This is a genomic window from Plesiocystis pacifica SIR-1, from assembly GCF_000170895.1.
In the GTDB taxonomy this organism is placed as follows: Bacteria; Myxococcota_A; Polyangia; order Nannocystales; family Nannocystaceae; genus Plesiocystis; species Plesiocystis pacifica.
This window is the reverse complement of record NZ_ABCS01000002.1, coordinates 153,517-177,631: the sequence shown is the minus strand read 5'-3', so window position 1 is coordinate 177,631 and position 24,115 is coordinate 153,517. Positions and strand designations below refer to the sequence as shown.

The 24,115-nt window shown below is 67.3% G+C and carries 20 protein-coding genes and 1 tRNA gene; 7 read left to right on the top strand and 14 right to left on the bottom strand.

What is annotated here, in order from left to right; genetic code table 11:
- Positions 1-95: 95 nt before the first annotated feature.
- The 8 genes from PPSIR1_RS01920 to PPSIR1_RS51145 form a co-directional block, all read right to left on the bottom strand.
- Positions 96-4,682, bottom strand: coding sequence for a hypothetical protein (locus PPSIR1_RS01920; protein ID WP_157595121.1), 4,587 nt, complete (start codon positions 4,680-4,682; stop codon positions 96-98).
- Positions 4,683-4,692: 10 nt separating this feature from the next.
- Entirely contained in the window at positions 4,693-5,928 is a 1,236-nt protein-coding gene (locus PPSIR1_RS01915) for a sigma-70 family RNA polymerase sigma factor (RefSeq protein WP_006969281.1), read from the bottom strand.
- A gap of 151 nt (positions 5,929-6,079) precedes the next feature.
- Complete coding sequence (locus PPSIR1_RS01910; protein ID WP_045115192.1) at positions 6,080-6,646, bottom strand: 4Fe-4S single cluster domain-containing protein; 567 nt, start codon at positions 6,644-6,646, stop codon at positions 6,080-6,082.
- Between the two features lie 2 nt (positions 6,647-6,648).
- On the bottom strand, positions 6,649-7,143 hold the full coding sequence (locus tag PPSIR1_RS41575; RefSeq protein ID WP_157595120.1) for a DUF1257 domain-containing protein: 495 nt from the start codon (positions 7,141-7,143) through the stop codon (positions 6,649-6,651).
- Complete coding sequence (locus PPSIR1_RS01900; RefSeq protein WP_006969278.1) at positions 7,140-7,352, bottom strand: DUF2997 domain-containing protein; 213 nt, start codon at positions 7,350-7,352, stop codon at positions 7,140-7,142. The genes PPSIR1_RS41575 and PPSIR1_RS01900 overlap by 4 nt, the downstream gene beginning before the upstream one ends.
- Positions 7,349-8,065, bottom strand: a complete 717-nt coding sequence (locus tag PPSIR1_RS01895) for a hypothetical protein (RefSeq protein WP_006969277.1) — start codon at positions 8,063-8,065, stop codon at positions 7,349-7,351. Before PPSIR1_RS01895 ends, PPSIR1_RS01900 begins: the two co-directional genes overlap by 4 nt.
- Positions 8,066-8,421: 356 nt before the next feature.
- On the bottom strand, positions 8,422-9,669 hold the full coding sequence (locus PPSIR1_RS01890; RefSeq protein WP_006969276.1) for an ISL3 family transposase: 1,248 nt from the start codon (positions 9,667-9,669) through the stop codon (positions 8,422-8,424).
- On the bottom strand, positions 9,602-10,081 hold the full coding sequence (locus PPSIR1_RS51145; RefSeq protein ID WP_086000922.1) for an RNA polymerase sigma factor: 480 nt from the start codon (positions 10,079-10,081) through the stop codon (positions 9,602-9,604). Before PPSIR1_RS51145 ends, PPSIR1_RS01890 begins: the two co-directional genes overlap by 68 nt.
- 287 nt (positions 10,082-10,368) lie before the next feature.
- Between PPSIR1_RS51145 and PPSIR1_RS41570 the strand changes: the two genes are divergently transcribed.
- From PPSIR1_RS41570 to PPSIR1_RS47285, 3 genes are all read left to right on the top strand, one after another.
- Positions 10,369-10,761: a helix-turn-helix domain-containing protein gene (locus PPSIR1_RS41570; RefSeq protein ID WP_006969274.1), complete on the top strand. Its 393-nt coding sequence runs from the start codon at positions 10,369-10,371 to the stop codon at positions 10,759-10,761.
- Positions 10,762-10,876: 115 nt separating this feature from the next.
- On the top strand, positions 10,877-11,224 hold the full coding sequence (locus PPSIR1_RS01875) for a helix-turn-helix domain-containing protein (protein WP_006969273.1): 348 nt from the start codon (positions 10,877-10,879) through the stop codon (positions 11,222-11,224).
- Positions 11,225-11,519: 295 nt separating this feature from the next.
- Entirely contained in the window at positions 11,520-13,046 is a 1,527-nt protein-coding gene (locus tag PPSIR1_RS47285) for a hypothetical protein (protein WP_157595119.1), read from the top strand.
- Positions 13,047-13,074: 28 nt separating this feature from the next.
- Here the strand turns inward: PPSIR1_RS47285 and PPSIR1_RS01870 are convergent, their stop codons facing one another.
- Positions 13,075-14,217: a hypothetical protein gene (locus PPSIR1_RS01870; protein WP_045115191.1), complete on the bottom strand. Its 1,143-nt coding sequence runs from the start codon at positions 14,215-14,217 to the stop codon at positions 13,075-13,077.
- Between the two features lie 534 nt (positions 14,218-14,751).
- Between PPSIR1_RS01870 and PPSIR1_RS01865 the strand changes: the two genes are divergently transcribed.
- Together PPSIR1_RS01865 and PPSIR1_RS01860 are read left to right on the top strand one after the other, a co-directional pair.
- Complete coding sequence (locus PPSIR1_RS01865) at positions 14,752-15,597, top strand: hypothetical protein (RefSeq protein ID WP_006969269.1); 846 nt, start codon at positions 14,752-14,754, stop codon at positions 15,595-15,597.
- A 352-nt stretch (positions 15,598-15,949) separates the two neighbouring features.
- A complete protein-coding gene (locus tag PPSIR1_RS01860) occupies positions 15,950-17,098 on the top strand; it encodes a tyrosine-type recombinase/integrase (RefSeq protein ID WP_232296416.1) in 1,149 nt (382 codons plus the stop codon).
- Between the two features lie 16 nt (positions 17,099-17,114).
- Here PPSIR1_RS01860 and PPSIR1_RS01855 read toward each other — a convergent pair.
- Positions 17,115-17,187: transfer RNA gene (locus tag PPSIR1_RS01855), tRNA-Gly, on the bottom strand.
- 148 nt (positions 17,188-17,335) lie between these two features.
- On the opposite strand from PPSIR1_RS01855, the gene PPSIR1_RS01850 reads away from it, so the two are divergent.
- Positions 17,336-18,433: a hypothetical protein gene (locus PPSIR1_RS01850; RefSeq protein WP_006969267.1), complete on the top strand. Its 1,098-nt coding sequence runs from the start codon at positions 17,336-17,338 to the stop codon at positions 18,431-18,433.
- A gap of 111 nt (positions 18,434-18,544) precedes the next feature.
- On the opposite strand, the gene PPSIR1_RS01845 is transcribed toward PPSIR1_RS01850, so the two are convergent.
- A complete protein-coding gene (locus PPSIR1_RS01845) occupies positions 18,545-19,243 on the bottom strand; it encodes a dienelactone hydrolase family protein (protein ID WP_157595117.1) in 699 nt (232 codons plus the stop codon).
- A 138-nt stretch (positions 19,244-19,381) separates the two neighbouring features.
- Here PPSIR1_RS01845 and PPSIR1_RS41565 point away from each other — a divergent pair, with 138 nt between their 5' ends.
- Complete coding sequence (locus tag PPSIR1_RS41565) at positions 19,382-20,869, top strand: sensor histidine kinase (protein WP_006969265.1); 1,488 nt, start codon at positions 19,382-19,384, stop codon at positions 20,867-20,869.
- Here PPSIR1_RS41565 and PPSIR1_RS01835 read toward each other — a convergent pair.
- From PPSIR1_RS01835 to PPSIR1_RS01825, 3 genes are all read right to left on the bottom strand, one after another.
- Complete coding sequence (locus tag PPSIR1_RS01835) at positions 20,866-22,395, bottom strand: RluA family pseudouridine synthase (protein ID WP_006969264.1); 1,530 nt, start codon at positions 22,393-22,395, stop codon at positions 20,866-20,868. The two genes, PPSIR1_RS41565 and PPSIR1_RS01835, sit on opposite strands and share 4 nt — an antisense overlap.
- Before the next feature lie 55 nt (positions 22,396-22,450).
- On the bottom strand, positions 22,451-23,197 hold the full coding sequence (locus PPSIR1_RS01830) for a VOC family protein (RefSeq protein WP_006969263.1): 747 nt from the start codon (positions 23,195-23,197) through the stop codon (positions 22,451-22,453).
- 144 nt (positions 23,198-23,341) lie between these two features.
- Positions 23,342-24,022 (bottom strand): sterol desaturase family protein, encoded by a 681-nt coding sequence (locus PPSIR1_RS01825; RefSeq protein WP_006969262.1) that lies wholly within the window; start codon positions 24,020-24,022, stop codon positions 23,342-23,344.
- Positions 24,023-24,115: the final 93 nt, after the last annotated feature.

Below are 24,115 nucleotides of genomic sequence, written 5' to 3'. Positions count from 1 at the left end.
GGGCTTGCCGAGAATCTCAAAGAGATCGGCGCGCAGCTCCCCCGGGGCGACGAGCTGGCGAAGAGAGGAATCTTGCGAAGACATGAATCGAGGTCCTAGCTTCGTTGGGCTGCGAGCCAGGTTTGGAGGGAGACGTCGACGACGACGACCTCCTGGGTGAAGTGGGTCGCTTGGGGCCCTTGAGGCACAGCGGGGTCAGCGGCGGCCTGGTCGCTCGCGTCCTTGGGGAGGGGCGGCGGGACGGGAGTTGTATCTGGGGGCTCGGGTGGGGCAACCGGGGCTCGAACCTCGCCCCAATCGATGTCGACGGGGAGCTCTTCCCCGTCGAGTCCAAACCATGCACGCACACCCGGGCTGCGGGGATGGACGACGGAGCCGCGCGCGAGTGCCCGCAGCGGATGCATCATCAGGTCGAAGTCGGGCCACGCTTGCCACGCGCCGTCGGCGAGACGAGGGACCACGCGACGGAAGCTCTTGGGCACCTCGTGTTCGGTGTGTGACCACAGCCAGCCCGCAGGGTGTTCGGTGCTTGGCGTTCCCTGCCAAAAGCCGCCAAGGAGGACTGCCAGAGCCCGAGCGCTCGTGAGCGCGGCGGTGTCATCGCCATCGACGAGGCCGGCGAGGCGTTGTTCGATCGCCTCGCTGGCGGCTTGGTCTGCACGCGGGAGCCGGAGCGGCCTGGGAGCGAGGACGAGTTCGAAGAGTTTGCTCGGTCGGCCAGCGGGTGGGGCGAGGCCGCGGATGAGCTCGCGGAGGAGCACTCGGCCGAGAGACGAGGAGTCGGCCAGGTCCGGTGGCACGATGGCGCGTAGCGCCTGGCTCGCGCGAGGATGCCCATCGGCTCCCAGCAACACTGCCGCGAGCCAGGTCGAGTGACGGTCGAGTAGCTCGGCCCAGGCTCCGCGCTCGGTCCAAGCTTGATCGCTCGTGAGGTCGAACTCGGGCTGTGGCTGTGGCGGGAGCTCGAGTAGCCCGGTTGGGGTCAGGACGGCGAGCTGGTGGAGGCGCGATCCTTCGAGCATCGCGCCCGGCCACAGTATCCTTGTCGACGATTGGTTGAGCTCGTCGGGGGTCATGTCCACACACAGGCCGGGGACACTGAGCGGCACAGAGCCATGGACGGTCGTTGGCCAGACTCGCCGCCAGTACTCGGCGAGGGTGCCTGCTTCGCCGTGCTCGACCGAGCCGAAGAGCTGGTCGACGCGTCCTTGAAGCTCGATCCACTGAGCACGGCGCAGCTGCGGGAGAAGCTCCACGCGACCGCTGGTTAGCTCGGAGACTGCGGTGATCGAACGGTAGTGCTTGGTCAAGGGGCTCTGGCCCAAGTCCGCTGCGCCCATGCGATAGCCGTCGAAGAGCAGCCGAGGCGAGAGCACGCTCAGCCGGCTCAGCCACAGGTCGTTTAGCTCCAAGCCGTGGCACAGAGCCGCATCGAGCTCTGCATGCTGCTGGAGCAGCGCAGTCAAAAGCTCTTGATCTTCCGTCTGGGCGATGCGCTGGTGGAGGTTTCGATGGGGCTGGTCGAGTGCGACGGCCGTGAGATTTGCGAGCTCGGAGCAGTCCTCGGTTTGCATGATCGGGCGGAGCTCGGCCTCGGTCAGACCCAGGAGGGCTGCGACGAGAGAGCGGCGCCACGGGTGGACGACTCGTACCGGGAGGGGGCAATCGTGCAGCGGCTCCGCTATGGGCTCGCGGCTGACGACGCCGCCACAGCTCGCACAGGTCATGCCTGCGTACGTCGGCCCGCGGAGCTGCCCGCACTCGCACCGCCACTCCCAAATGCCGCCGCTGCTGCGGGTTCCACACCATCGTTCGGGGTGACCTGCGCGACGTCGTGGATCGTAGATGCCGAGCGGCGCAGTGCGTGTCGCATCGGGGTCGAACTCGGGCGGCTCGGGTGCAAAGAAGGGCAAAGGGGTCTGAGATGCGGCCGCGAGCTGGGCGGCCGAGGTCGCCGCAGGCAGAACGCCCACGTGGTCGACTGTTGCGTTGTAGAGCTCGGCAGCGAGGCCGGGGTGTGCGGCCTGAAGCCAGCGAAGGTAGGCGGTCGTGAGGGTGGCATCGTCCGAGGCGCGGGGCTGGCCCCAGTTGTCGACGACTCGAATACCCAGAGCGGGGTCGGGCTCCACCGGGCGGCGGCTGGTGAGAGTGAGCTCGGCGACGGGCTCGACGATCCTCAGGGGCTCGCCTGTCGTCCCTTCGATCCACTGGGGCTCTTGCTCAGCGGACGGTTCCGAGGGTTCGGCCTCTGGATCGAGGACGAGGCCCAAGGCCGGCTCGCCGTCACGAGTGCTCCAGGGCAACTCAGCGGGACCGACGAACTCTACGAGAGCCACTCGCCCGTCGGGGAGGACCGCGCGATCGAGTCGCTTGCTTGCAAGGGTCTCGAAGCTCACTCGCCGGGTGAGGAGGGTGCCGTCCGCGTCGCGGATCTCGATGCTCTCGACTTCGAGGAGTCGGCCGCGCAGGCTTGGCGGGGCGTAGATACGATGGCCCGCGACCTCCGAGTTCCGACGGGCGATGATGTCGGCGACCGTCCTCAGCCGGTGGGGCAGCGGGTCGGGCTCGGTGCCCCAGGTGTGCGGTGGGACGCGGATCAGCTCTGTCCCAGGCTCGATCGTTTGACCGACCTCGACGACGATCTCGGGGGCCTCTCGGACGTCGAAGTGGGCGGGGATGTCGATGTGCCAGGTGGCGCGCGAGGTCCGGGGACGCTCGCTGATAGGAAGCAGCACGCGCAGTTCCGGGCCGGGGCTGCGCAGGAAGGGACCCGAGGTCGGTGACGCGAGCGCGGCCATGGGATCCTCGAGCGCACCAGCCGGGAGTGTCGACCACGCTTCGAGCGGCGTGGCGATGAAGCTCGTGCGGTGAGGGGAGCTGCCTGGGCCGCGGGTTCGCGGGTTGATCCGTGTCGCGTTGGCGGGTCGGGTCAGGAGCTGAAGCCCGCCGGCTTCGGTCAGCGTAGGTGCGGCGAGAACTCCGCCAGGTCCAAGCCGGGCACCGGCGACCGGATAGGCGAAACCCGGGGGCAACGCGCTGGTCAGATCGAGACAAGCCCAAGCTGGCGGGGGCGCGACGCGGTCAATTGCGAGCACACGCAAATCGGCCACGACCGGCGGTTGGAGGTGGTGGTTGAGGACCGCGTAGGAGAAAGCGCGCGTGGCCCCGTGTTCGTCGCGCCAGCGGCCCAACCATGCGCGTACAGCATGGCTTGTCAGCGGGTTCGAGGGCCGAAGCTTGGATAGCTTCCAGCCGTACCAACGGAGTCGTCGGCCGACAGCCCAGCGTAGGAGCGGGGTCAGGCCAGCCCCGGTGTAGGCGTTCGGGTGGGCGTATTCTTGAGGCCCCGACCACTCGTTATCTTCGTCGTCGTCGGGATCGAGGGACGGCAGGGGGCTCTCGTTTTCGCCTTCGGTCTCGTCTTGCTCGTTGAAGTCGTCACCCTCGTTGTCCCAAGTCTCGAGAGGCTCCGTCTTGGGCCAGAAGGTGAGGAGCCGACCATGGAGGACGAAACGTCCCTCCGAATCGGGGACCACGATCGAGAAGGGGACCGTCATCGAGGAGGCCTCAGCCTCGGCCTTGGCTGTGACAACCTCGAGGTCGAGTTCGATGACGACGCGGGTGCAGGCCTTGGTTCGGATCGCCTCGGCGGCATCCCGATGGACGGACTGGACCCTGTAGTCGGTGTAGTCGACCCAAAGACCATCGCGGCTGCGCCACGGAAAGCAGGCGCGCAGCTCGGCTTCGAGTCCGAAGCAGATACGCTCCTGGACCTCGGTGTGGCTCGTCTGTAGGAACTGTTCGAGTTCGAGGTCTGGGGCTTGCTCCCAGGCGCAGCCGGGGAGCTCGCCAGCTCGAGTGGGGCGCGGGTCCCAATCACTACACAGGTCCGCTGCCGAGCAGGCGAGGAGCTCGTGAGCTCGCTGGGCGAGGCTTCGATCGTCATCTTGCGGCTGGGGGTCGAGCAGGGCGAGGCGTCGCGCCCAGATGACCGGATCATCGGTCGGGAAGCTCCGCTTGCCTCGTCCGTGGAGCACCCGTGAGCCCAGAAGATGTCCACTGCCACCGACTTGGCGTGAAATGACCCGAACCCGGACCCCGGGCTCGAGCGCGAATACGAGGGCCCGGGGATGAAGCGCGAAGATGCGTTCGTAGGAGCTCAGGTACGGACCAGCGTAGGTCGACTCGACGACGACCACGGTGAACTGTTCGTAGCGAGCGACGACCGAAGCGTGGGTCAGCGTGGTTTGACCAGCGAGCCTCTGGGTCTCGTCGAGCTTCGAGGGGGTGTAGCCGAGGTGTTCGACGAACACCTCGCCGAGCGCGTCTCTCAGCTGAGGACGGGTTGACGCTTCGAAGAGCTCGTGGACCGCAGCCACGAAGGCCCACTTCGCTGGCAGGGTCTCGACCCAAGGTCCAAAGGCATTGAGTCTGGTGAAGCGCGGTGGGGGCGGGGTGAGGCTTGTGGTGTCCTGCGGCGGGCTCGACGGAGCCGACGGCGGGGGAGCGGGTGCTGCGGGTTGGTTTGCCGCCTGCTCCGCAGCCCGTTGAACCGCTGCGAGCACGGCAAGCTGGTCGCCGAGTTCGAGCTGCCAATCCCGGCGCTCGAACTCGGCTTCGAGGCGGGCCGCATTCTGTTCTCCACCCGCGTGCCGGAGCGCACCGAGCAGGCTCTCGACCATAGCGCGTAGATCACTCATCGGACGGCCCCCATGCCAACGGAGGGAGGTGCTCCTGCCCGCGAAAGAGACGTCGTGCGAGGAAGTCGATCAGCTTCGCCTCATTTTGTCGAATGCGCTCTCGAGTGATGTCGAACTCTTCACCGAGCTCCCGCAGAGTGTTGTTCTGGATCTGGTCCCCGAGAATTCGGCGAGAGAAGATCGCGTGCCAGCGCCCCCTCGAGGGCCGACTGTGCTCTTTGTCGTCGACCTGCGCGGTGGCGTGGTCGATGGCCGCGCGAACCCAGCCGCTCGCCGGGTTGCCTTCGAGCAGGGAGGGGATGTCGCTGTCGAGAATGGCCTCTGCTGCCCCGAGTTGGTCGCGTCGCGTGAGGTGGGCGGTGCGGGCGTGACGGCGATAGTCGCCGAGTCGCTCGATCGAGAACTTGAAGTTGGCCTGGTTGAGGACCTCTTCGTCGGTCGGACGCACGCCCGTCTGACTCCAGAGTTCCTGCTGGACCATCCAAAAACGTGTGGTCTGCTCGGCCGCGTGGACGGGCACGCGAAGAGCGGTGGCAAAGTCCATGGATGAGCGCGTGATGTTCTGTCGGATCCACCAGGTCGCGTAGGTCGAGAACTGCCAGCCTCGTTCGGGCTCGAAGCGATCGATCGCTTTGTCGAGGCCAAGTGCGCCGCGGAGCATACCCGTGGCGAAGTCCATGTGTTTGCGATACCGGTGGACGAGGCTGATGACCAGGCGCAGTGAGTCGGCGAACAGCCGCCGCCGCGTGGCGAGGATGCGATCGAGCATCGCACGCACTTCGGGGCCGAAGTCGATGTCGCCGGCGAGCACGTAGCGGGCGACCCGCATGCTGATCTCTGCTCGTTCCCGCCGGCTCAGACCGGGGAGGTCAGACTCTTCGAGTGTCGAGGAGAGATTCGAATCGATGCGGGCGTCGACCTCCAGCAGCCACTGCTCTTGGGCCTCGTCGACGGTGGTCAAGAGCGTGCGGATTAGCTCGATCTCGTCGAGGTTCAGCGTTTCGAACAGACGGGTGCGGGTCGCACTGTCGAGTGCGACGATGCCGTCGGCCATGGAGAACTCGCTGCTCGGGGCATCGTCGGGCACCGCGACGCAACCGAGTTGCTGGCCATTTTCGTCAAGTAGGGGAGTGCCTTCGTCGGCGGGCTCGAGGGCCGGCTCGTCGTGCCACGCGAAGCCGCGCAACTCGACGACGCGGGCAACAGCTCGCTGCCTGGATTCGGTCATGAACGCCCTCGGGGCTGAGCATCCCGGTCTCTGGGGGAGCGTTGGCGTATTCTCACCTGGCGGATACTACGACGACCTGGTCCTCTAGTGAACCCTGACGGAAGCGGTCACGGGTGATGGGCTCGGCTGATGCTGCGCCCCTGAGATGAGGTCACGCGGGAGTGATGTCTTGCAGTTCGGGCGCCGGGAAGCCGGTGAGGACGAGCCGTCCGTCTTCATGGATGTGGAACTCACACTCCGCCCTCTGGCGCGCAGGGGTGTACCTGTCCGTCAGATAGTGCACCTGTTGGTTCGCTGACCCAAGCCAAGGCTGGCCGTGTACCGTACGCGACTGGACGTATCGACCAGCTACGAGGATGTCGCATCGCTCGACGAGTCGTCGCTGATTCCGACTATCGAACTCGTCGGGGTTGTAGCCGGTAAAGATCATCACCGACATGTTGCGTGCGCGCACGATGTCGGCGAGCGCGCCGAAACCTTCGGCTTGTTCGAATGGTTCCCCGCCTGTGAGGGTCACACCTTCGATCCCCGGGGTGTCGAAGATCGCTTGGCTGAGCTCATCGACGCTCACCAAGACGCGGGACTTCTTGGCCCAAGTGTCGGGGTTCCAGCACCCAGGACAGCGGAGCGAGCACCCTTGGGCCCAGATCACGAAGCGTTCTCCGGGTCCATTGACCTGCGACCGAGCGAGCGTACGAGCAATGTTGAGGGTCGTCATCGTCAGTAGACCCGCTTGATCAAGACCAGCCGCAGTTTGCCGTCCTCGCGGGTCTCTTGCACGCGGTAGCCAAGCTTTTTGGCCTTGCGGTGGATCGCCTCTCGCTGAGCCTCGACGAGCTGTCGGCGCTCTTCCTCGACGCGCTTTCGCTCCTCCTCGGCGAGGCGCTCTTGTTTGGCGGTCCACGCGGCCTGGTAGCGGGTGTTGAGCTCGGCCAGCCATCGGTTGCCATGGCGGCCTCGATCGTAGTCGCTCACGAACGCCTGGTAGCCGGTCTTCGTGGCGAGAAAACCAATATCGTTCGAGGCACCGCCGACATGCGCGCGGCGGATGACGATGTTGGCTTCTTGACCGCGGCGTGTGCCTTCGTAGCCGACGAGTGCGACGGGTTCGTCGTGGACCTCGACCTTTTGGCTGCCAAAGCCGAGGGCAGCGAGAGCTTCCAGGAGGCACTCTCGATCGGTCATCGGTGTGGCCAAGGTGATGTAGGCACTCACCGCTTTTTCTTCCCGACAGTTTGGGTTCGTGAGGCCTGGACCCGAGCGGGGCCGGCATCGGGCTTGCGTTCGATGGTCGCGGTGGTCGGCGCGAGCTCGTCGAGGAGCTTGTCGAGCTCACGCAGGCACGCGTCTCCGGCGAAGCCGTCGGCGTCGGCAGTGATCCGGCCTTCCGGGTCGATTTCGATGGTGATGCGCTGTTCCTTCATATCTTCTCCGGAGCGACGAGCTGGGCTCCGTAGCGTTCGGCGATTTGCTCACCGCGTTCGAGTTGCTCCCAGTGCTCGATGACGAGGAAGCGTTGCTTGCCGCGCCTGCGCAGCGCGCCGAGCTCGGGGAGCCTCTCGTCAGGAACATCCGGACCGCCGGACTTGGCCTTGACGTCGGGGACGAAGCGGCCGCGTTGTCGTTTGCGCTTGGACTTTTTCTGTGTGGGCGGGCGGAACTCGAAGGACTGCTCGAGCAGGTGCTCGAGCGCTTCGATCTCACTACGGATCCTCTGCATGAAGCGCACGACCTTTTTCCGTTGATCCGAGAGCTTGTGTTTGCGCGCCTGGAGGTCCTTTTTGGTCTTTCGGGTGGCCTCCTCCAGCTCCGAGTTGACCGTTTCGAGATCGGCGTCGAGTTGAGCTTTCTCGCCATCGAGCTCCAGGACCTCCTGCTTTTTCACTTCGAGGTCACGCTGCGCCTCCTCTTGCTCGGTCTGCCACTTCTCGCGTTGCGCGTTGCGCTCGCGCTCTTCTTCTGCCTTGCGCTCGACCTCGCCTAGATCACCATGGAGCGCCTCTAGTTCTTGCTCGAGGCCGTCGAGCTTCGTCAGCATGTGCACGCATGACGTCGGCCCGAGCTCGGAGGGGGAACGCTCACTGATCGTGTCGAGACGCTTCTGCAGCTTGGTCTGTTTGCGCTCGAAGCCGAGCAAAGCGCTGGTCAGGCTGGAGAACGCCGAGTGAATCCGACCTCGCTCCTTACCGGCCTCGTTGAGGTCTTCTCCTAGCTTTCGGGTGCGCGCGACCCAGCTCTCGTCGAGTTTTCGCCATTGACCGATGAGCGGATCTTCTTGATGGCCGCTCGGGACACAGGGGGGGAGTACGGTCCAGCGGTAGCGTATAGACAGGGCGAGGGGCTGTGGCGATGGCCATGTTGGAGGCGAGGTGCCCGCGACGCTGCGAAGCGTCGCAGCTTGAACGTCGGGTACTTCGATCCCTTGCTCGTCCTCGAGGGGGCGGGCCTTCGCTTCGTCGGACAGCCACAGCCTAGCCTCACTGAGGTGGCGCTTCAGGAATTCGTGTGGGCGAGATGAGCGCTCGGATAGAGCTCGAGCCCCCCGCAGTGAAACAAGATCGCGCTCCGAAACCGAGCCCGGCTCCGATACCCGCACGCCCGTTTCTTCAGCGCCTGGATCTTCGAGTTCACCGCTTCGAGTGAGGCGTTCGTCGCCCCGAGGACGATCGCGTTCACGATGCCCCACAGGTGCGCTCGCAGGGTCCGGCCGACCTTGACCATCGGCGGTAGTCGAGACCGCGCCATCCAGCCGATGAGCCGCTTCCAAGCCCGCCGCGCCCAGCCCCGCCGCTCGTAGCTCCACAGCTGGCGCGCGGCCTCCTTCATCGCCCACGCCCTCGCTACTCGCAGCGAGCTCCCGCGCAGGGCCTCGAAGCGAAGCCGGCTCTTGGCCGTCATGTTCTCGGGGTTCTTCAGCCACAGGTAGCGAGTCCCCGTCAGGGTCCGGTCTCCGAGCTCGCGCAGCTCGGCGTGCTCATCGACCCGCACCTTGTTGACGCCGTCGTTGATGTGCTTGGCGACGTGGAAGCGGTCGAAGGCGATCTTCCGCTCCGCGTCGGGGACGTGGATCAGCGTCGCCTGGACGTAGGGCCCCCACATGTCCATCGACACCGACTCCAGGCTCTGGAGGTGTTCGAGGGGGGTGCCAAAGTAGAATTCCTCGAGGTCGAACTGGCGGCGGTTGTCGAGGACGTCGATGACGTGTTTGCGGTCGCAGTCGTAGACCACGGTCACGTACTCGTGGCGCTTTTGGAACGAGGTCTCGTCGATGCCGATGTTGCGCAGCGGCTGGGACTGCTGGCGCTCGAGGCCCCGAGCGACGGCTCGGGCCATGACGCCGTCGACCTCGTCCCAAGTCATGCGCAGCATCCTCGCCACGGCGGACACGCTGGCCTCTTTGAGCCAGTCGATGACGAGCGCCTCGAACATCGCGGTGAACCTCGAGCCGGGCTCGGCCCAGGGCACCTTCAGCTGCTTGACGCCATGCTCGGCGCACTTGACCCGCGGGACCTCGGCGGTCAGGAGGGTCTTGTACTGCATGGTGTCGAGGTGCCTCCAGGTGCGAGTCCGCGTGTCGTAGCGCCCGGCCGCGGCCCCGCAGACTGGGCACGGGAGCTCGGCGCGCTCGTCTCGGGAGATGAAGATCTCGACCTCCCCAGCCTCGAGGCGCGGGTCAACGTCGCGGACGTACCAGGGGTCTTCGATTCCAAGGAGCTTGGCGTAGAGGTCTCGGTCGCGCACGGGCTCTCAGCATGCCTGGGCTGGAGGGGGCGTACCAGGGTTCCCTGCGGGGTGACCCACTCAAAGTCCTGAAGCCCCGGCGGAAGGGTTCGGGGACGGCGGTGAGGGCCGTGTGGAGGGCGCGGTGGCTTTGGTGTTGGAGGGCGCGGTGTTCGGGGGAGGGCCGGGGGCTGGAGATGTCGGCGGGGAGTGGGGCGGGGTGTCGGTGCTTTTGGCGGAGATGGTTGACCAGCTGGCGGTGGGCGACGGCGCGGAGGAAGTTCTTGGGTGGGCCTTCGCCCCGGTAGTGGCGGGCGGCGAGCCAGACCTCTTGGCGGAGATCTTCGGCGAGCTCGGGGGAGCCGGTGCGGCGGGTGAAGTAGCGGAGGAGCTCTCGGTCGAAGCGACGCAGCTCCTGGGGGCTGAGCTGCATGCCCCACGGATGTTCGGGTGTGATGCTTGACACCTTGGCGCGCTAGCAACGGGGACGCGCTGAGGGACGAGCGCTCGTGCTGGGACGCCAGCGGCAGGGGTGTCTGGCTGCGATCCGCCTGGGCGGTCGATCGCTGCACGAGCTCCCTCGAGGTGCTGTCTGGGGCCGATCTGGGCCCAGCGCAGGGGCACGAGTGGTCCCCGCGCTCGTGCCCGAATCGTCCTTGGCCTCACGCCGCTCAACCGGCAAGCGTTCACCCTCGCGCCCCGAAGTGGCACACTCCCCCCATGAGCGACGCAGGTCTCCGCGAGTCCCTGGCCGAGGTCGTCCGCGGACGACGGGCGGAGCTGGGGCTGAGCCAGCGCGAGCTCGCCAAGCGAGCTGGGGTCGCGGACGCGACGATCTCGAAGCTCGAGACGCAGCAGCTCTCGCCTTCGCTCGACACCCTCGCCAAGATCGCCGCAGGTCTCGACCTGGATGTCGCCGCGCTGATCTCCGCGGCTGCTCCCCCGAAGGGGCGGATGCGGCCGAGCTACACGGTGGCGAGTGGCTCGTGGGCAGGGATGCTCCGGGAGCTGGCGGAGCAGGTTGTCAGCGACATGGGCAGCGTCGAGGAGGCCGCGGCTGCGCTCGGCATGGAGGCGGGCGTGTTGCAGGGCTGGCTGGATGGCGCGGGCTGACGCTTCCGGTTCTAGTTCGATTGCTAACTATTTGACTTGCGACGCGTCGGATTCCATGGCATGAACCCTCGCATGGGTCGCACGCCCGAACGCGCGTGCAGCCAGCGGAGGAGCCATGCCCGAACACGTGGAGCGACCGGCTTTGGATAGGAAGAAGCTCTTTGCCAAGCGCCTGCGGCGGCTGCGTGCCAACTTGGGCTTGACGCAAGAAGAGCTCGCGGAGCGCTCCGAGCTCTCGGCGGACACGATCCGGCGGCTCGAGGGGAGCAAGTTCAACCCCTCGCTAGAGACGCTGCACAAGATCGCCGCGGGGCTCGAGATGTCGACGGGGTTGCTGCTGGACGAGGAGCGGGACGCGGTGGACCAGCTCGCGGAGTTCATTCGGCGGCTGCCAGCGGTGCAGCAGCGGATGGCCTTTGCGGTGATCTACTCGCTGCACCACAGCGTGCTGATGGAGGGCTGAGGTCAGCGAGGGCCAAAGGTACCGGCGACGGTGAAGCACCAGGCCGGAGCGAGGTGTTGGCGGAGGTCGTGTGCGCGCAGCTCCGGCACGAGGGGCACGGTAACGCACCTGGGGTGATGGGAGCGGCTTGAGGCGCTGCTGGGAGCGGAGGACGGACGGGCGAGGTCAAATCGGGCCAGGTGTAGTCGTGCGGTGACTTGGGGCTGTGTTCGCGCTGGGTTTGGTGGGCTTTTGTCTCAGGCTCTCCCGACCTCGAGGCTTGACCTCGTGGGGAGGCGCACGGACACTTCCAAGGATGCAACGCCGTCACCTCGCGCTCTTCGGCTTCGCCTTTACGATCGGTTTGGTTTTTTCCGGCAGCTCTGCCGGGTGCATCGAGCCGAACCCGAACCACTGCTACAACAACAACGGCGATGCGTTCTGCGCGGAGCGCCACCCTGACTGGGAGACGGCCTACTGCACGGACAACTCGTGTGTCGATGCGCCGAACGACGGCTGCGTCCAGGAGATGCCCCCGACGGAGTGTTGGTACTGCATGGGCGGGGATGCCGGGTTGTGCGATGACGAGGATACAGGGACGGACACGACGGCCGAGACCGACACCACGGACGTGACGGAGACTACGACCGAGACGGAGACTGCGACCGAGACGGAGACTGCGACCGAGACGACCGGGCCTGAATGCGTGACGAGTGACGAGTGCGATGGGGCGACGCCGCTGTGCGACGACGGGTCCTGTGTGGCCTGCGGGGATGCCGTGGGAACGTCGTGCGCGGATGACTACCCCGACTCTCCGGTGTGCGATGCTGGCAGCGGGGCGTGTGTGGTGTGCACGGAGGAGGATGCGAGCGCTTGTCCGATGGATGCGCCGGCTTGCGTGGACAACACGTGCGTGCCGTGCACGATGCACGAGCAGTGCCCGGGGAGTGCGTGTGAGTTGGATGTGGGGACGTGTTTTGATGTGGAGCCGATCCACGTTGATGGGGACAACATGAACTGTGGGGCGGCGGATGGGACGGAGGCGAACCCGTACTGTACGATCGGTGCAGCCGAAGCTCTGATCGAGAGCGGGATGAAGGGCGTAATTGTCGTCCACGAGGCTGCAGGAAGCTACAATGAATCAATCACGGTATCCGCGAGTGGAACGCGTGTTGCTATCTTGGCCGCGGCTGATGAAACGCCGGTCTGGGAGAATGACAGCGGAGCGTCTCTGCGAGCAGATGACGGAGGAACCGTTTTCCTACATCGGTTAGTCTTCAACGGGTCGACGAACTCAGGCGTAGCCGTGACGTTCAATGGAACCGCCTACCTGACACGCAGCCGGATTTCCAACAGCAATCAGGCTGGCTTGACAGTAAGCAACGGGGCCGCATATGTGCGGAGCTCCTCCGTTGGTGTTCAAGCAGTGAACATTCCCGCGGTTAGCGTTACATCGGGCACAGTAGAGATCGTGTCGTCGACACTTGGCGCAGGGTTCGGAGGAAGCGCATCCGGAATTGCATGTAATTCGGGCGCGGGCTCGTCGGTTCGGAACTCGATTATCTTGACGCTTGGGGCAGCGCCTGAAGAGGCCTGTAGTGGTGTCGCGCTGGAAGGCGTATTTCTCGAGGCAGATAGCCCTGATCCGTTTGACGACATGTCTGGATGGTTTGTGGACTTCGCCAACGGAGACTTCCATCTCGTAGCGAACTCTCCGGTCTTCGAGACCCTCTCCACCTTCGCAACTTGGAACACCGGTGACCCAATCGTTGACATCGACGGCGACCCTCGAGTCAACATCGACGGCGAGGCCGACTTCCCTGGCGCCGACGTCCCCAACTGACCTCGCCGCCGAGCTTGAGGAGCCCCCACTACGCCCCTTCGGCGTAGTAGGGGATCTGATAGAACGCGATACGGCCCATGATGTAGGTCGCCGCGTAGCGGAGCTGGGTACTCACGGCCTCGTCGAAGGTCTCGCTGCGCAACACCGGCAAGATCGGGTCGAGCTCGAGCAGGGCCTCGCGCTCGTTCTCCGTGATCATCGCGGTGTTCAGCACCGTCAAGAAGGCTGACGCCTGGTCGCGCTTCCCCTTGAAGATCTTCAGCAGCGTCGGCGTTTGAAGGCTGTGAAGGATGAAGCCGATCGCCTGCTGCGCGCGGTCGTACTGCGTGATCAACCGCGCCTCGGGGTTGAGGTAGATCCGCGCGCCCTCTTGGATCACCGGACCGGCCAGGGCCGCGCCGATCTTGGTCACCTCGTGGAACAGCCCGAGGAGCTGCTCCCGTCGCTTCGTCTTGTGCTCCTCGCGCACCACCTGCTCTTGCATCCGTGACTTCCCGTCCTGGAGGTCCCGGTAGCGGTCGAACATCTCGCGCTGCTCGTTGATGCTCTCGCGCATGATCTCGCGCGCGCCGCGGACGAGGTCGGGCGCGGCGGCGATCGAGCTCGTCGCCATGTCGAGGGCGCGCGAGACATGATCGAGCATCGCCTCGTTTGCGGCGGCGAGCCGGTCGAGGTGGGCGTCGATCTTCGCGTCTGCCCGCTGCCGCTCGTACCACTCGGCCTCGCGGTTGGGCTCTCGCCGTGAGCGCGGCCCGATCCGCGGCCGGGAGGGCTCGACGCGCACGCTCGGCTGCTCGACTCGAGGCGGGGTCTTGGGGATCTTGGGGAGCTCGGGGTCGGTCGCGTCCTCCGTCTGGTTCACGAGGACGAGCCGGCGCCCGACGGCGATGACCTGCTCCCCATAGACGTCGTAGCCGACGAGCCTGAAGTCGCACCAGTCTCCATCGGTTCGGGTCATCGTCCACGCCGCGGCGACCTTCCACAGATCCTCGACGAGCACGGAGATCTCGAGCCGTCGCTCTGCGGGGTCGACGTCGGGGTCGGGCAGCGCCCACTCGACGCTCGCGCCCGGGAACTCCGTCGCCCCGGCGGCGAGCGGGTCGTCGCCAAAGCTGTACTCCTCCGGGTTCTCGAGCATGACCCGGTGGGCACCGCCGCCTCGCTTGCACATCAGCCGTACGATAGCGAGCTCTTCATCATGTGACTGGAGACCATTGACCCACGCCACAGGAATGGTGTCCACATTCTTCTTCTCACCTGCCATGTTCTTCAAACCTCCTGTCGGTGGATAATTCGACATGGAAGAGTCGGCAAGTGGTTTTTCGTATCGCTTGCCTCGCGTCGGGTCTGACGCGTCGTGAGCCACGAGAACGAGCCCTCGTTCAGCCGCGTTTAGAGCGCTCCTGAGCCATCTGCGAGCCTCGTTTGAGACGCGGCTGGTACTCGCTTGGGACGCGCATGAGCCTCTCCCGAGCCTCTGTTGAGACGGGTCTGAGCCTCTCATGAGTCAATTTTCGAGGAACCCAAAGCGGGCACATTTGCATGGTTCCAACCCATCGACTCGACCCGAGGGTGGCCTCAAACAATTGTCATTTAAATCAGTCGACGATCAGCCAGACCTGAGTCAGGATCCCCTCATGCGGTACGAGCAGGCGTCGAGCGCATCGCGCCTCCATGGGAGGCCCCGATGACGGCGATGAGAACCATGGGAGTCGTCGCGGCCACCCTCGCGGCGACGGCGCTGGTCGGCGGCGGGGCCTTTTGGCTTTACCGCCGTTGGGAGAAGAAGAAGGAGGAAGAGGAGCTCGACCCCGAGGACCTCCCCGACGACTACGACGACGACGGCACCACCGAGCCGATCGTGCCCGAGGAGGTCCGCCCGCGCGGCGGCTTCATGGATCGTCAGAAGGTCCCCCAGGAGGTGAAGCAGGAGTTCATCGAGGCCTTCGGGGGCTGGGCGCCGCCGAACGACGAGATCCTCGACAACCTCACCCAGGAGGACGTCGTCCTGTTCGGCGTCGTCTCGGAGCCCGTCCCCGGCTACCCGCTCGAGCGCGAGGAGATCCTCACCGCGAAAGTCCGCACCGTCGAGGACACCGTGATCCGAGCCCGGATCTGCGAGAATGCCGAGTTCTCCGCGCACCTCGGCGCCCACGCAGGCCACGGCTTTCGCTTCGGCGAGATGGTCGAGGTCCCGCGCGGCGTCATCATCCTCGCGGCGCGGCCCAAGCCCAACGGGATCGAGGGCTACGGCAAGTACGGCCGCGCGGGCGGGAGGCTCGTGCCGAGCGAGCCGACGGCGAAGCCCTACGACATCTACCCGGGCACGTCCTACGACCTGGTGATGCCCTACATCACCGACGACGTCGAGTTCCACATCAACCGCGAGATGGTCCGCTTCGAGCTCGTCGGGACCAAGGGCCTGCATCAGCAGATCCGCTTCAGCGAGGACAGCCTGCGCGGGGACGCGACGCTTCAGGCGATGGACCGCGATCCCAAGACGGGTCGGCTTCACTTCCTGGCCCGCTGGAAGCTCCACATCCATCCCTGACGAGCGCCGCGGTGGCCTGCTCCCCGTAGGCCTGCGCGGCGCTTCCCCAGCCGACTGACCCTGATCCGTTCCCGGCGACGCGACGCTCGAGCGAGGCCTTCGATTCCCGCCGACACCCTGCCCAGGCCCCGAGCTTCGAGCAGGCCGGCGTGTTAGACTGCCTCGTCAACCCCGCGTCGCCTCAACCCAAACGAGGTGACCGATGGCAGTGAAACGCTCGCCACGCGGAAAGTGGATGATCGACGTCTGCATCAAACTCCCAGACGGGCGGACCAAGCGGGTCCGCAAGGTCAGTCCAGTCCAAACCAAGCGGGCGGCCCAGGCATTCGAGCGAGAGACTCGCGCGGAGCTGATGGCCGGCCTTTTCGATGAGGAGAACAACCACGGGCCCAATGGCTCGGGGCGGCGTAAGGCCAAGCCCCAAGCCGTCCCCACCTTGGCCGAGTTCGCGCCGGAGTTCATGGCCTACCAGGCCACGCTCAACAAGGCGACGGAGCTCGCGTCCAAGCGCTCGAGCCTGAAAAACCATTTGCTGCCGGTGTTCGGCGACCTGCGCCTCGACCAGATCGACGCGCGGGCCATCGACCGCTACAAGATGCGCAAGCTGTCGCCGGAGCACGCGGCGACGGTGGCGTCGACGCGGCGGCGAGCAGGGGAGGGCCTCAAGCCCAAGACGATCAACAACCATCTGATGGTCCTCAGCCGCGCGCTGAGGGTGGCGCAAAAGTGGGGCGTGCTCGATCGCGTCCCGGAGATCGAGCTGCTGCGCGTGACCAAGCAGCCCTTCGACTTCCTCGACTTCGAGGAGGCGGAGCGCTACTTGGCCGCGGCGCGCGAGCACTACCCGGACTGGCACGTCTTCGTGCTGGTCGCGGCCCGCACCGGGCTGCGCGTCGGGGAGCTGCTGGCGCTCCAGTGGAAGCATGTGCGCTTGGCCGGTCGGACGTTGCGGGTGGAGCTGAGCTACACCCGCGCGGGCGGGGTCAGCTCGCCCAAGTCCGGCAAGGCGCGGGAGGTCCCGCTGACCTGGGACGTCGCCCGTGCCCTCGAGGTCCACCGCGAGGTCCTCGGCGCGAAGGCGCGGGCTCGGGACGCGTTGGTGTTCCCCAACGCAGACGGCGAGCGCGGGTCTCTTCGCTCGGTCGGGCACTTCGTCTCGCGCATCGCCAAGGCGGCGAAGCTGCGCCACGTCCACCCGCACATGCTGCGCCACACCTTCGCGTCTCACGCTGTCATGCGGGGCGTGCCGATGCGTGTGGTGCAGGAGTGGTTGGGTCACGCGAGCATCGAGATGACGATGCGCTACGCCCACCTCGCCGAGGGGATCGGGCTCGATCTGATCGACCGGATCGCGCCTGAGCGGGACCTCGAGGCCGACACGGATCCAGACCGAAATGAAGGCCGAAAGGGACCCGCTTCGACGCCGGTGCGATCACCGCACGGCACCATAGCGGCACCGCCTCGCGGCGGAATTGAAAATCGGCGCCCTAGGGACCCCTAGGACGCCGAATTCGAAGAGCGGGAGACGGGGTTCGAACCCGCGACATTCAGCTTGGGAAGCTGACACTCTACCAACTGAGTTACTCCCGCGGCGGAGGGAGGGTCTAGCATCGGCTCGCACCCTGCCGCAACAACGATTTTCCGAGACCATCCGTTCACTAGAGCGCCCGTAGCGCCACATGCGCCCGAGTGCAGCCGATAGACTTCGAGCGGCCGCTCGCGGCCGAGAATTGGAGAGATGGACATGACTTGGCTGCGCTCGGTGACCCCCCTGACGACTCTGCTTTCGCTCTCGCTGCTCGCGCTCGGGTGCGCGGATGATGGTGCTTCGGAGAGCGCGGGGGAGGCGGGGACGGATGACGAGGTCGGGAGCTCGGACGAGAGCAGCTCGGGGGAGGAGACGGCGGAGGAGTCGGGGAGCTCGGGGACGACGACGGAGACGGACGGCTCTTCGGAGACGGACAGCTCGACGGAGTCGGAGACGGACAGCTCGACGGACACGGAGACGGACAGCTCGACGGACACGGACACGGAGACGGACGGATCTTCGGAGACGGACGACTCGACGGGAGAGACGGGGGAGACGGGGACGGAAGGCACGGGGACGGAGGAGACGGATACGGGGGATACGGGAACGGAGGAGACGGACACGGGCGAGCCGGCGGCGCCGTGGCTGCTGCACGTGCGCAACGACATCAACTCGCTGGTCAAGATCGACGTGGCGACGGGGGTGGAGACGACGGTCTGCAACTTCCAGGGCAGCGTGAACTACCCCTCGATCACCTTTGGCATCAGCGGGGAGCTGTTCGGCTCGCGCCAGGGGCAGGAGCTGGATCTCATCGATCCCTGCACCTGCGCGACGCAGTACGTGGGCAACATGGGCTTCACGGGGATCAACGGGATCACGGCGAACGGGCTCGAGATCCTGCGCCTGTATGGGATCTCGATCGCGTCGGACGTGCTCCTCGACGTGGACACGATGACGGCGATGTCGACGGTGGTCGGCAACGGGCTGGGCATCGACATCGGCTTCTCGGGCTCGACGTGGTCGAGCGACATCGTCGGCCTCTATGCGATCAACGCGAACGACGACAAGCTCTACCAGGTCGACATCGTCAGCGGGCTGGCGTCGGAGATCGTCGACCTCGACGTCAACTTCGGGACGGTGGGGATCGAGTGGCACCCGGAAACGGGGGAGCTCTACGCGTGCACGGACGGGCACCTGTACGCGGTCGACACGGAGGACGGGACGACGATGGAGATCGGGAACATGGGCCACAGCTGCAACAACCTGGCGGCGCCGTGGACCGCGGTGGCCTGCATCGACGAGCTCTGACTCGCGGCGCCAGTCGCCGGAGGTGATGCGCGGTCGTCCGCTGCCGTGCTCGGGGCGGAGCGGGCAAGGTCCCGTAGACGAACAGCGGGAGCGCGGGAGACATCGCGGCGTTCACAGGTGGCGATCGAAGAAGGCCATGATCTCGAGCCAGCCCCGCTCGGCGACCTCGGGGTCCCAGCGGATGCCCAGGAGCGGTCGGCTGAGCGCGTACATCAGCGGGTGGTGGCCGTCGGTCAGGAAGGAGTGGCCGACGGTGGGGAAGGTGTGGGTCTCGCAGGATACGCCGAGGGGATCCACGAGCTGCTCGAGGCGCGGGCCGTTGCGGCCGAACAGGCGGTCGCGGCCGCCGTAGCAGCCGAGGATCGGCGGGCTGCGGCGGAGCAGCTCGGCCTTGGGCAGGTCGCCGTAGTTGGTCGAGACGGCGGCGAAGCGCGGGGCGACGGCGAGGGCCATGCCGCCGCCGATGCAAAAGCCGATGACCCCGACGCGCTCGGGGCTCAGGCTCGCCTCGGCGCACAGCCAATCCCGGGCGTCGGTGATGCCGTCGGCGAGGGGGCCCTCGCCGGTCTCGAACATGGACAGGGCCTGGCGGATGCAAGCGAGGCGGCGGCGGCCGTGGAACAGGTCGGGGCCGACGGCGGCGTAGCCTCGCTCGGCGAAGCGCTCGATCACGCGATCGATCTCGGGCTGGCGCCCGAGGATCTCGTGGATGACGACGACGCCGCGCTCGGCACCCGCGGGCAAGGCGGCGAAGCCCGGCATGGATCGCGTGGACTCTCCGCGGACAATCTCGATCTCGCGTCCCTGCACCTCCGTGATGATAGCGGTGTGAGCCTGGCAAAATTGGGGCGAAGCCGAGCGGGGGCCAACTCGCAGGTGGGGCTCGTCGCTGGGGAAGGGCGCGCGGGTGGGACGATGTCGAGATATCATGATAGGGAATCGCGAAAGATGGCCGATGTCCACAATCGGGTCCTGCGCGCGTGCGTCAGCGCGACAGAACAGCTGATCGCCGACGGGGATCCGCGGGCCTGGATCGAACAGGCAGGGCTCGAGGAGTACCTCGTCAGCGGCGAGCGGGTGCCCTGGGACAAGATGGCGCGCTTTTTCGATCTGGCCCGGGAGGCGGCGGGGAGCCGCGAGGCGATGATCGAGGTCGGGCGCAAGAGCAACCGGCGCGGGGTGGAGATCGAGGCGCACCCCCTCGAGCCGCTGCTGCGCGGGCTCATGACCGTGCGCCGCCTCTACCGGCTGTCCTTTCGGATCCAGCACCGCACCGCCTACCCCTTCATGTCCATGCGCTACAGCGAGGCCGAGGCGGGGGTGATCGATCTGCGCATTCGCGTGCCCGAGCCCTACCGCGGATGCCTGGCGCTGTTCGAGGCGCTCACGGGGCAGCTCGAGAGCTTGCCGGACCTGCTGGGTCAGCCGGAGTCCCGGGTCGAGGCGACGATCGACGCCCGCGGCGGTCACTGGCGGATCCACGTGCCCGAGCAGCGCTGGCTGGTCGTGCGCGCGTGGGAGGCCCTGCGCCTGCGCTTGAGCCAGCGTCGGATCCGTGGGGACGTGGAGCTGGAGCTCGACGTGCTCGAGCGGCAGCACGCGCGCCTGGCCGCAGCCTACGCCGAGCTCGAGCAGCAGTCCAGGGCCCTCGGTCGTGAGGTCGAAGAGCGCGAGCGAGTCGAGCGGGAGCGGCAGGAGCTCGAGCGCGCGCTGGTCCACAACCAACGCCTCGAGCTGGTCGGGCAGATGACCGGCGGCATCGCCCACGACTTCAACAACCTGCTCCAGGTCATCTCGGCGTCGGCGGAGGAGCTGGAGTTGGAGTTGGAGGTGGGTGGGGAACCGGCGCCAGGTCGCGAACACCTCGCAGAGATCGAGCAGGCCGTGGCCGCGGCGCGGGCTTTGTGTCGTCAGCTCTTGGGCTTCTCTCGCTCGGAGCCTGAAGCGGGCATGGGGGCGCCTCCCCGCGTCGAGCTCAGCGCGGCCTTGCCGGGGGTGATCCGCCTGCTCCGGCGAGTCTTGCCGCGCGGCCTGGTGCTCGACGCGGCGCTGATCGAGCGTCCAAGCTGGGTGGCGCTGCGGCCGGTGGAGCTGCAACAGATCTTGCTCAACCTGGTGGTCAACGCCCGCGACGCGACCATCGAGGCGCAGGCGGAGGACGGGCGCATCGCGGTGCGCGTTTGTGCCGAGACGCCGGGCTGGGTCGCCCTCGAGGTCGAGGATGGAGGCGTGGGCATGGACGAGGCGACGCGGCGGGCGATCTTTGAGCCCTTCTTCACGACCAAGAGCGAAGGCCGGGGGACGGGGCTGGGCCTGACCATCGTCCTCGGCCTGGTCGAGCGCGCGGGCGGCCGGGTCGAGGTGCGCTCGCGCGTGGGCGAAGGCACGATCTTCCGCGTCGAGCTGCCGCGGCTCGAGGGAGACCCGGGCGCCTAAAACGGGCAGGGGGAGCGGAGCTCCATGGGCTCGCCGCGGGTCGGGTGCAGGAAGGTCAGGCGCTCGGCGTGGAGCATGAGCCGGGCGCCCTCGCCGTAGCCGTAGAGCAGGTCGCCGACGAGGGGCGCGTCGAGGCCCTCGGGGTGGGCGGCGTGCAGGCGCAGCTGGTGGGTGCGGCCCGTGTGGGGGTAGAGCGCGACGCGGCTGGCGGCGTGCTCGGGCTCGTGGGCGAGGAGCTGCCAGCGCGTCCGCGCGACCTTGCCCTCGCGGCGGTCGACCTTTTGGCGCGGGCGATCGTCGAGGTCGCGGGCCAGGGGCAGCTCGATCTCGCCGCCCTCGCCGAGCGCGTCGGGGAGCGGACCGCGGACCAGGGCCACGTAGCGCTTGCCGATCTGCCGCGAAGAGAACTGGCGCTGGAGGGCGACGTAGGCCTCGCGGTGCTTGGCGGCGATCAGCAGGCCCGAGGTCGCGAGGTCGAGGCGGTGGACCAGGCGCGGCCACAGCTGGTCGAGGCGCGGGCCGGCTGCTGTCCTGGCCTCGCTGCCCGCGGGCGGCTTGGATTTGGACTGCGCCGCGACGGCGGCCTCGATGGCGTCCGGGTTGGCGCGCGCCTTGAGCCGGTACTCGACGCTGTCGCGCCGACGGGGGCCGCGGCCGGGGACCGAGAGCATCCCTGGGGGCTTGTCGACGACGAGCAGATCGTCGTCTTCGTAGACGACCCGCGGCGCGTCGTCGGGGACCTGGCCCAGGCCGACGTCGGGGGCGGGCTCGCAGTCGATGCCCTCGAGCATGAAGGGCAGGAGCTTGGCGCAGCGGCCCCGGCAAGCCGGGTAGTAGACGCCGTGCTGTCGGCCTCCGGCCGGCGGGGGGCCGCCCCACCAAAACTCGGCCATGGCCACGGGCGTCAGCTCCATGGCCAGGGCGGCGGCGAGCAGCTTGGGCCCGGCGCAGTCGCCCGCGCCGCCCGGGGGAGGCAGGGGCGCGAACAGGGCCGGGAGGTCGGCCCGCTCGCCGCGGGCGTTGACGATGCGGTAGGTCGCGTAGATGTCCTGGTGCAGGGCCTGGGAGTAGCTGCGCTGGGCCAGGATCAGGGTCTCGAGCTCGGCGGCGGCTCGATGGTCGCCGGCCTCGACCGCCGGGCGCAGGGCGGCGATGCGTCGGTCCCACGCGCGGATCGTCGCGCTCCCGCCGGTCCACAGGGCTTCGAAGGCGGGGACGTCGTAGGTGGGCGGGGCGAAGCCCTCGACCACGCGGCGATCGCCAAAGGCCCCGGCGAAGCCCTGCAGGTAGCCCAGGCGCCCGCTCGCCTCGCGGACGACGAGCACGCCGAACATCTTGCCGCCGAAGCGGCCGCGAAAGCGCGCCGGGTCGAGGGCCTCGGGGTTGGCCTCGAGCCAGGCGCGGAGGGCCCGGGCGGCCCGTTCGGCGAGGGGGTGGGGCGTGCCCGGGCGAAAGGGGCTGGGGAAGCGCTCCGGGAGGGGGTCCGCCGACGGTTGAGGGTCGAAGGCGATGAAGCGGGCGGCCATCGGTCCGCCCGATCTAACCCATCCGGAGCGCCGTGTCTCCGCCCAGGGGTTTGGGTCAGTTGGCGGGCGGGGTGATCACGCCAAAGGTGACGCCCGCCGGGTCGCTCAGCAGGGCGAGGCGACCGACGCCGGGCACGTCCCAGGGCTCGGCGACCACCTTGCCGCCGGCGTTGCGCGCCCGGCCGAGGGTGTCGTCGACGCTCTCGACGTGGATCCACGCCGCCCACATCGAGGGCGCCTGGGGGTTTTGCCCGGCCATGACCCCGGCCCGGGCCTTCCCCTCGGGATCGAGGATCGTGTACGGCCCGGTCGGCATGTCCATGGTCTGGGTCTCGAACTTCAGGTGGTCGCGGAGGTAGGCCAGGTCGGCGTCGAGGTCCTTGGAGTGCAGGTCGACCCAGTGCAGCTTGCCCACGCCGAGCCCGGCGTCGCTGTCGTCGGCCTTGGCCTCCTTGAACAGGGTGAACACGGCGCCCGAGGGGGTCTTCACCGTGGCGAAGCGGCCGGGGATGATGTCCGTGGGCGGCACGAGGACCTCGCCGCCGGCGGCACGGGTCGCCTCGGCGGCGGCGTCGACGTCCTCGACGCGCAGGTAGTTGTTCCACCAGCTCGGCTCGCCCTCCATCTGCGGCCCGCGGACGTGGGCCAGGGGCTCGCCGCCCGCGGCGAACATGATGGTCTCGCCGTCCATCTCGACGCGCTGCTCGGTCCAGCCGAGGACCTCGGGGAAGAAGGCGAGGGTGCGCTCGATGTCGGTGGTGACGATGCCGTTCCAGCAAAAAGTGTTGTTGCTCAGAGCCATGGTGTGTCCTGTGGTGTCGGTGGTTGACCCGCGGGTTGTGGGCGGGCCTCACCCTCCCGACGGACGGGCTCGGCGAGGATCGACAGCGGACACAAAAAAACTCGAGAAAAAATCTCGAGCTCTTTTTTGGTGGTGGCTCCCGGTCTACTCGGCGGTGCCGAACACGATGTCTGGCAGGGGCGAGATGCTGGCGTAGTTGCCCGCGCGCATGCTCGCGTGGTGCCGGGCGTGCTTGCGCGCGAGATAGGCGAAGGGTCGAAGCAGGGGATGGCGAAAGTCCAAGCCCGAGTGGATCAGCAGGTTGAACAGGGTGAACACCGCGAACGAGCCGGCGAAGGCCAGCGGGGTGATCGGGCCGACGATCAGCATGCTGAGGATGAACAGCACCACGCCCAGGCCGATCTCGAGGGGGTGCGCGAACAGGCTCTCCGCCACCGTCGGCTTCTTGTTGGTGTGGTGCATGACGTGAACCTTGCTCATCCACTTCCACTCGTGGAAGGCGTAGCGGTGGAGGAAGTAGTAGCCAAAGTCGTAGATGGCGAGGACGCCCAGGGTCTCCCCGACGATGCGCACGACGCTGGCCTCACCCGTGTCGAACAGCCGCTCGGGCAGGAACACGGCCACGAGCACGAGGCCGGCCCCGGACATCGCCATGTTGCCGCCGATGTTGCGCGCGCGGGCCATGAAGGTCAGCCGCCGGGGCTTGTAGGGGTAGATCTTGTAGTCGTCGGAGCGCTCGGAGACGTAGGCGTAGTGGAGCGTGACCATCAAGAGCGCCGCGAAGGCGTAGATGACGACAAAGATGAGGATCACGGAGCTCGGCATGGGTCGAGGGGCCGCTGAGGCGGCGCGATGGTAGCGGCGAGGGCCCGGCGCGGACGGGGCCTCGCGCACGCCGGTACGCGGGTCCCGAGCCCG

What these genes read in the sequence shown, in the direction of transcription:
- PPSIR1_RS41565 (WP_006969265.1), top strand. Translation starts at nt 19,382, where the DNA reads ATGGCCGATGTCCACAATCGGGTCCTGCGCGCGTGCGTCAGCGCGACA.
- PPSIR1_RS01865 (WP_006969269.1), top strand. Translation starts at nt 14,752, where the DNA reads ATGGGAGTCGTCGCGGCCACCCTCGCGGCGACGGCGCTGGTCGGCGGC.
- PPSIR1_RS01920 (WP_157595121.1), bottom strand. Translation starts at nt 4,682, where the DNA reads ATGGTCGAGAGCCTGCTCGGTGCGCTCCGGCACGCGGGTGGAGAACAG.
- PPSIR1_RS01900 (WP_006969278.1), bottom strand. Translation starts at nt 7,352, where the DNA reads ATGAAGGAACAGCGCATCACCATCGAAATCGACCCGGAAGGCCGGATC.
- PPSIR1_RS01850 (WP_006969267.1), top strand. Translation starts at nt 17,336, where the DNA reads ATGGACATGACTTGGCTGCGCTCGGTGACCCCCCTGACGACTCTGCTT.
- PPSIR1_RS51145 (WP_086000922.1), bottom strand. Translation starts at nt 10,081, where the DNA reads ATGCAGCTCAGCCCCCAGGAGCTGCGTCGCTTCGACCGAGAGCTCCTC.
- PPSIR1_RS01860 (WP_232296416.1), top strand. Translation starts at nt 15,950, where the DNA reads ATGGCCGGCCTTTTCGATGAGGAGAACAACCACGGGCCCAATGGCTCG.
- PPSIR1_RS47285 (WP_157595119.1), top strand. Translation starts at nt 11,520, where the DNA reads ATGCAACGCCGTCACCTCGCGCTCTTCGGCTTCGCCTTTACGATCGGT.
- PPSIR1_RS01875 (WP_006969273.1), top strand. Translation starts at nt 10,877, where the DNA reads ATGCCCGAACACGTGGAGCGACCGGCTTTGGATAGGAAGAAGCTCTTT.
- PPSIR1_RS01915 (WP_006969281.1), bottom strand. Translation starts at nt 5,928, where the DNA reads ATGACCGAATCCAGGCAGCGAGCTGTTGCCCGCGTCGTCGAGTTGCGC.
- PPSIR1_RS01870 (WP_045115191.1), bottom strand. Translation starts at nt 14,217, where the DNA reads ATGTGCAAGCGAGGCGGCGGTGCCCACCGGGTCATGCTCGAGAACCCG.
- PPSIR1_RS01835 (WP_006969264.1), bottom strand. Translation starts at nt 22,395, where the DNA reads ATGGCCGCCCGCTTCATCGCCTTCGACCCTCAACCGTCGGCGGACCCC.
- PPSIR1_RS01830 (WP_006969263.1), bottom strand. Translation starts at nt 23,197, where the DNA reads ATGGCTCTGAGCAACAACACTTTTTGCTGGAACGGCATCGTCACCACC.
- PPSIR1_RS41570 (WP_006969274.1), top strand. Translation starts at nt 10,369, where the DNA reads ATGAGCGACGCAGGTCTCCGCGAGTCCCTGGCCGAGGTCGTCCGCGGA.
- PPSIR1_RS01825 (WP_006969262.1), bottom strand. Translation starts at nt 24,022, where the DNA reads ATGCCGAGCTCCGTGATCCTCATCTTTGTCGTCATCTACGCCTTCGCG.
- PPSIR1_RS01910 (WP_045115192.1), bottom strand. Translation starts at nt 6,646, where the DNA reads ATGACGACCCTCAACATTGCTCGTACGCTCGCTCGGTCGCAGGTCAAT.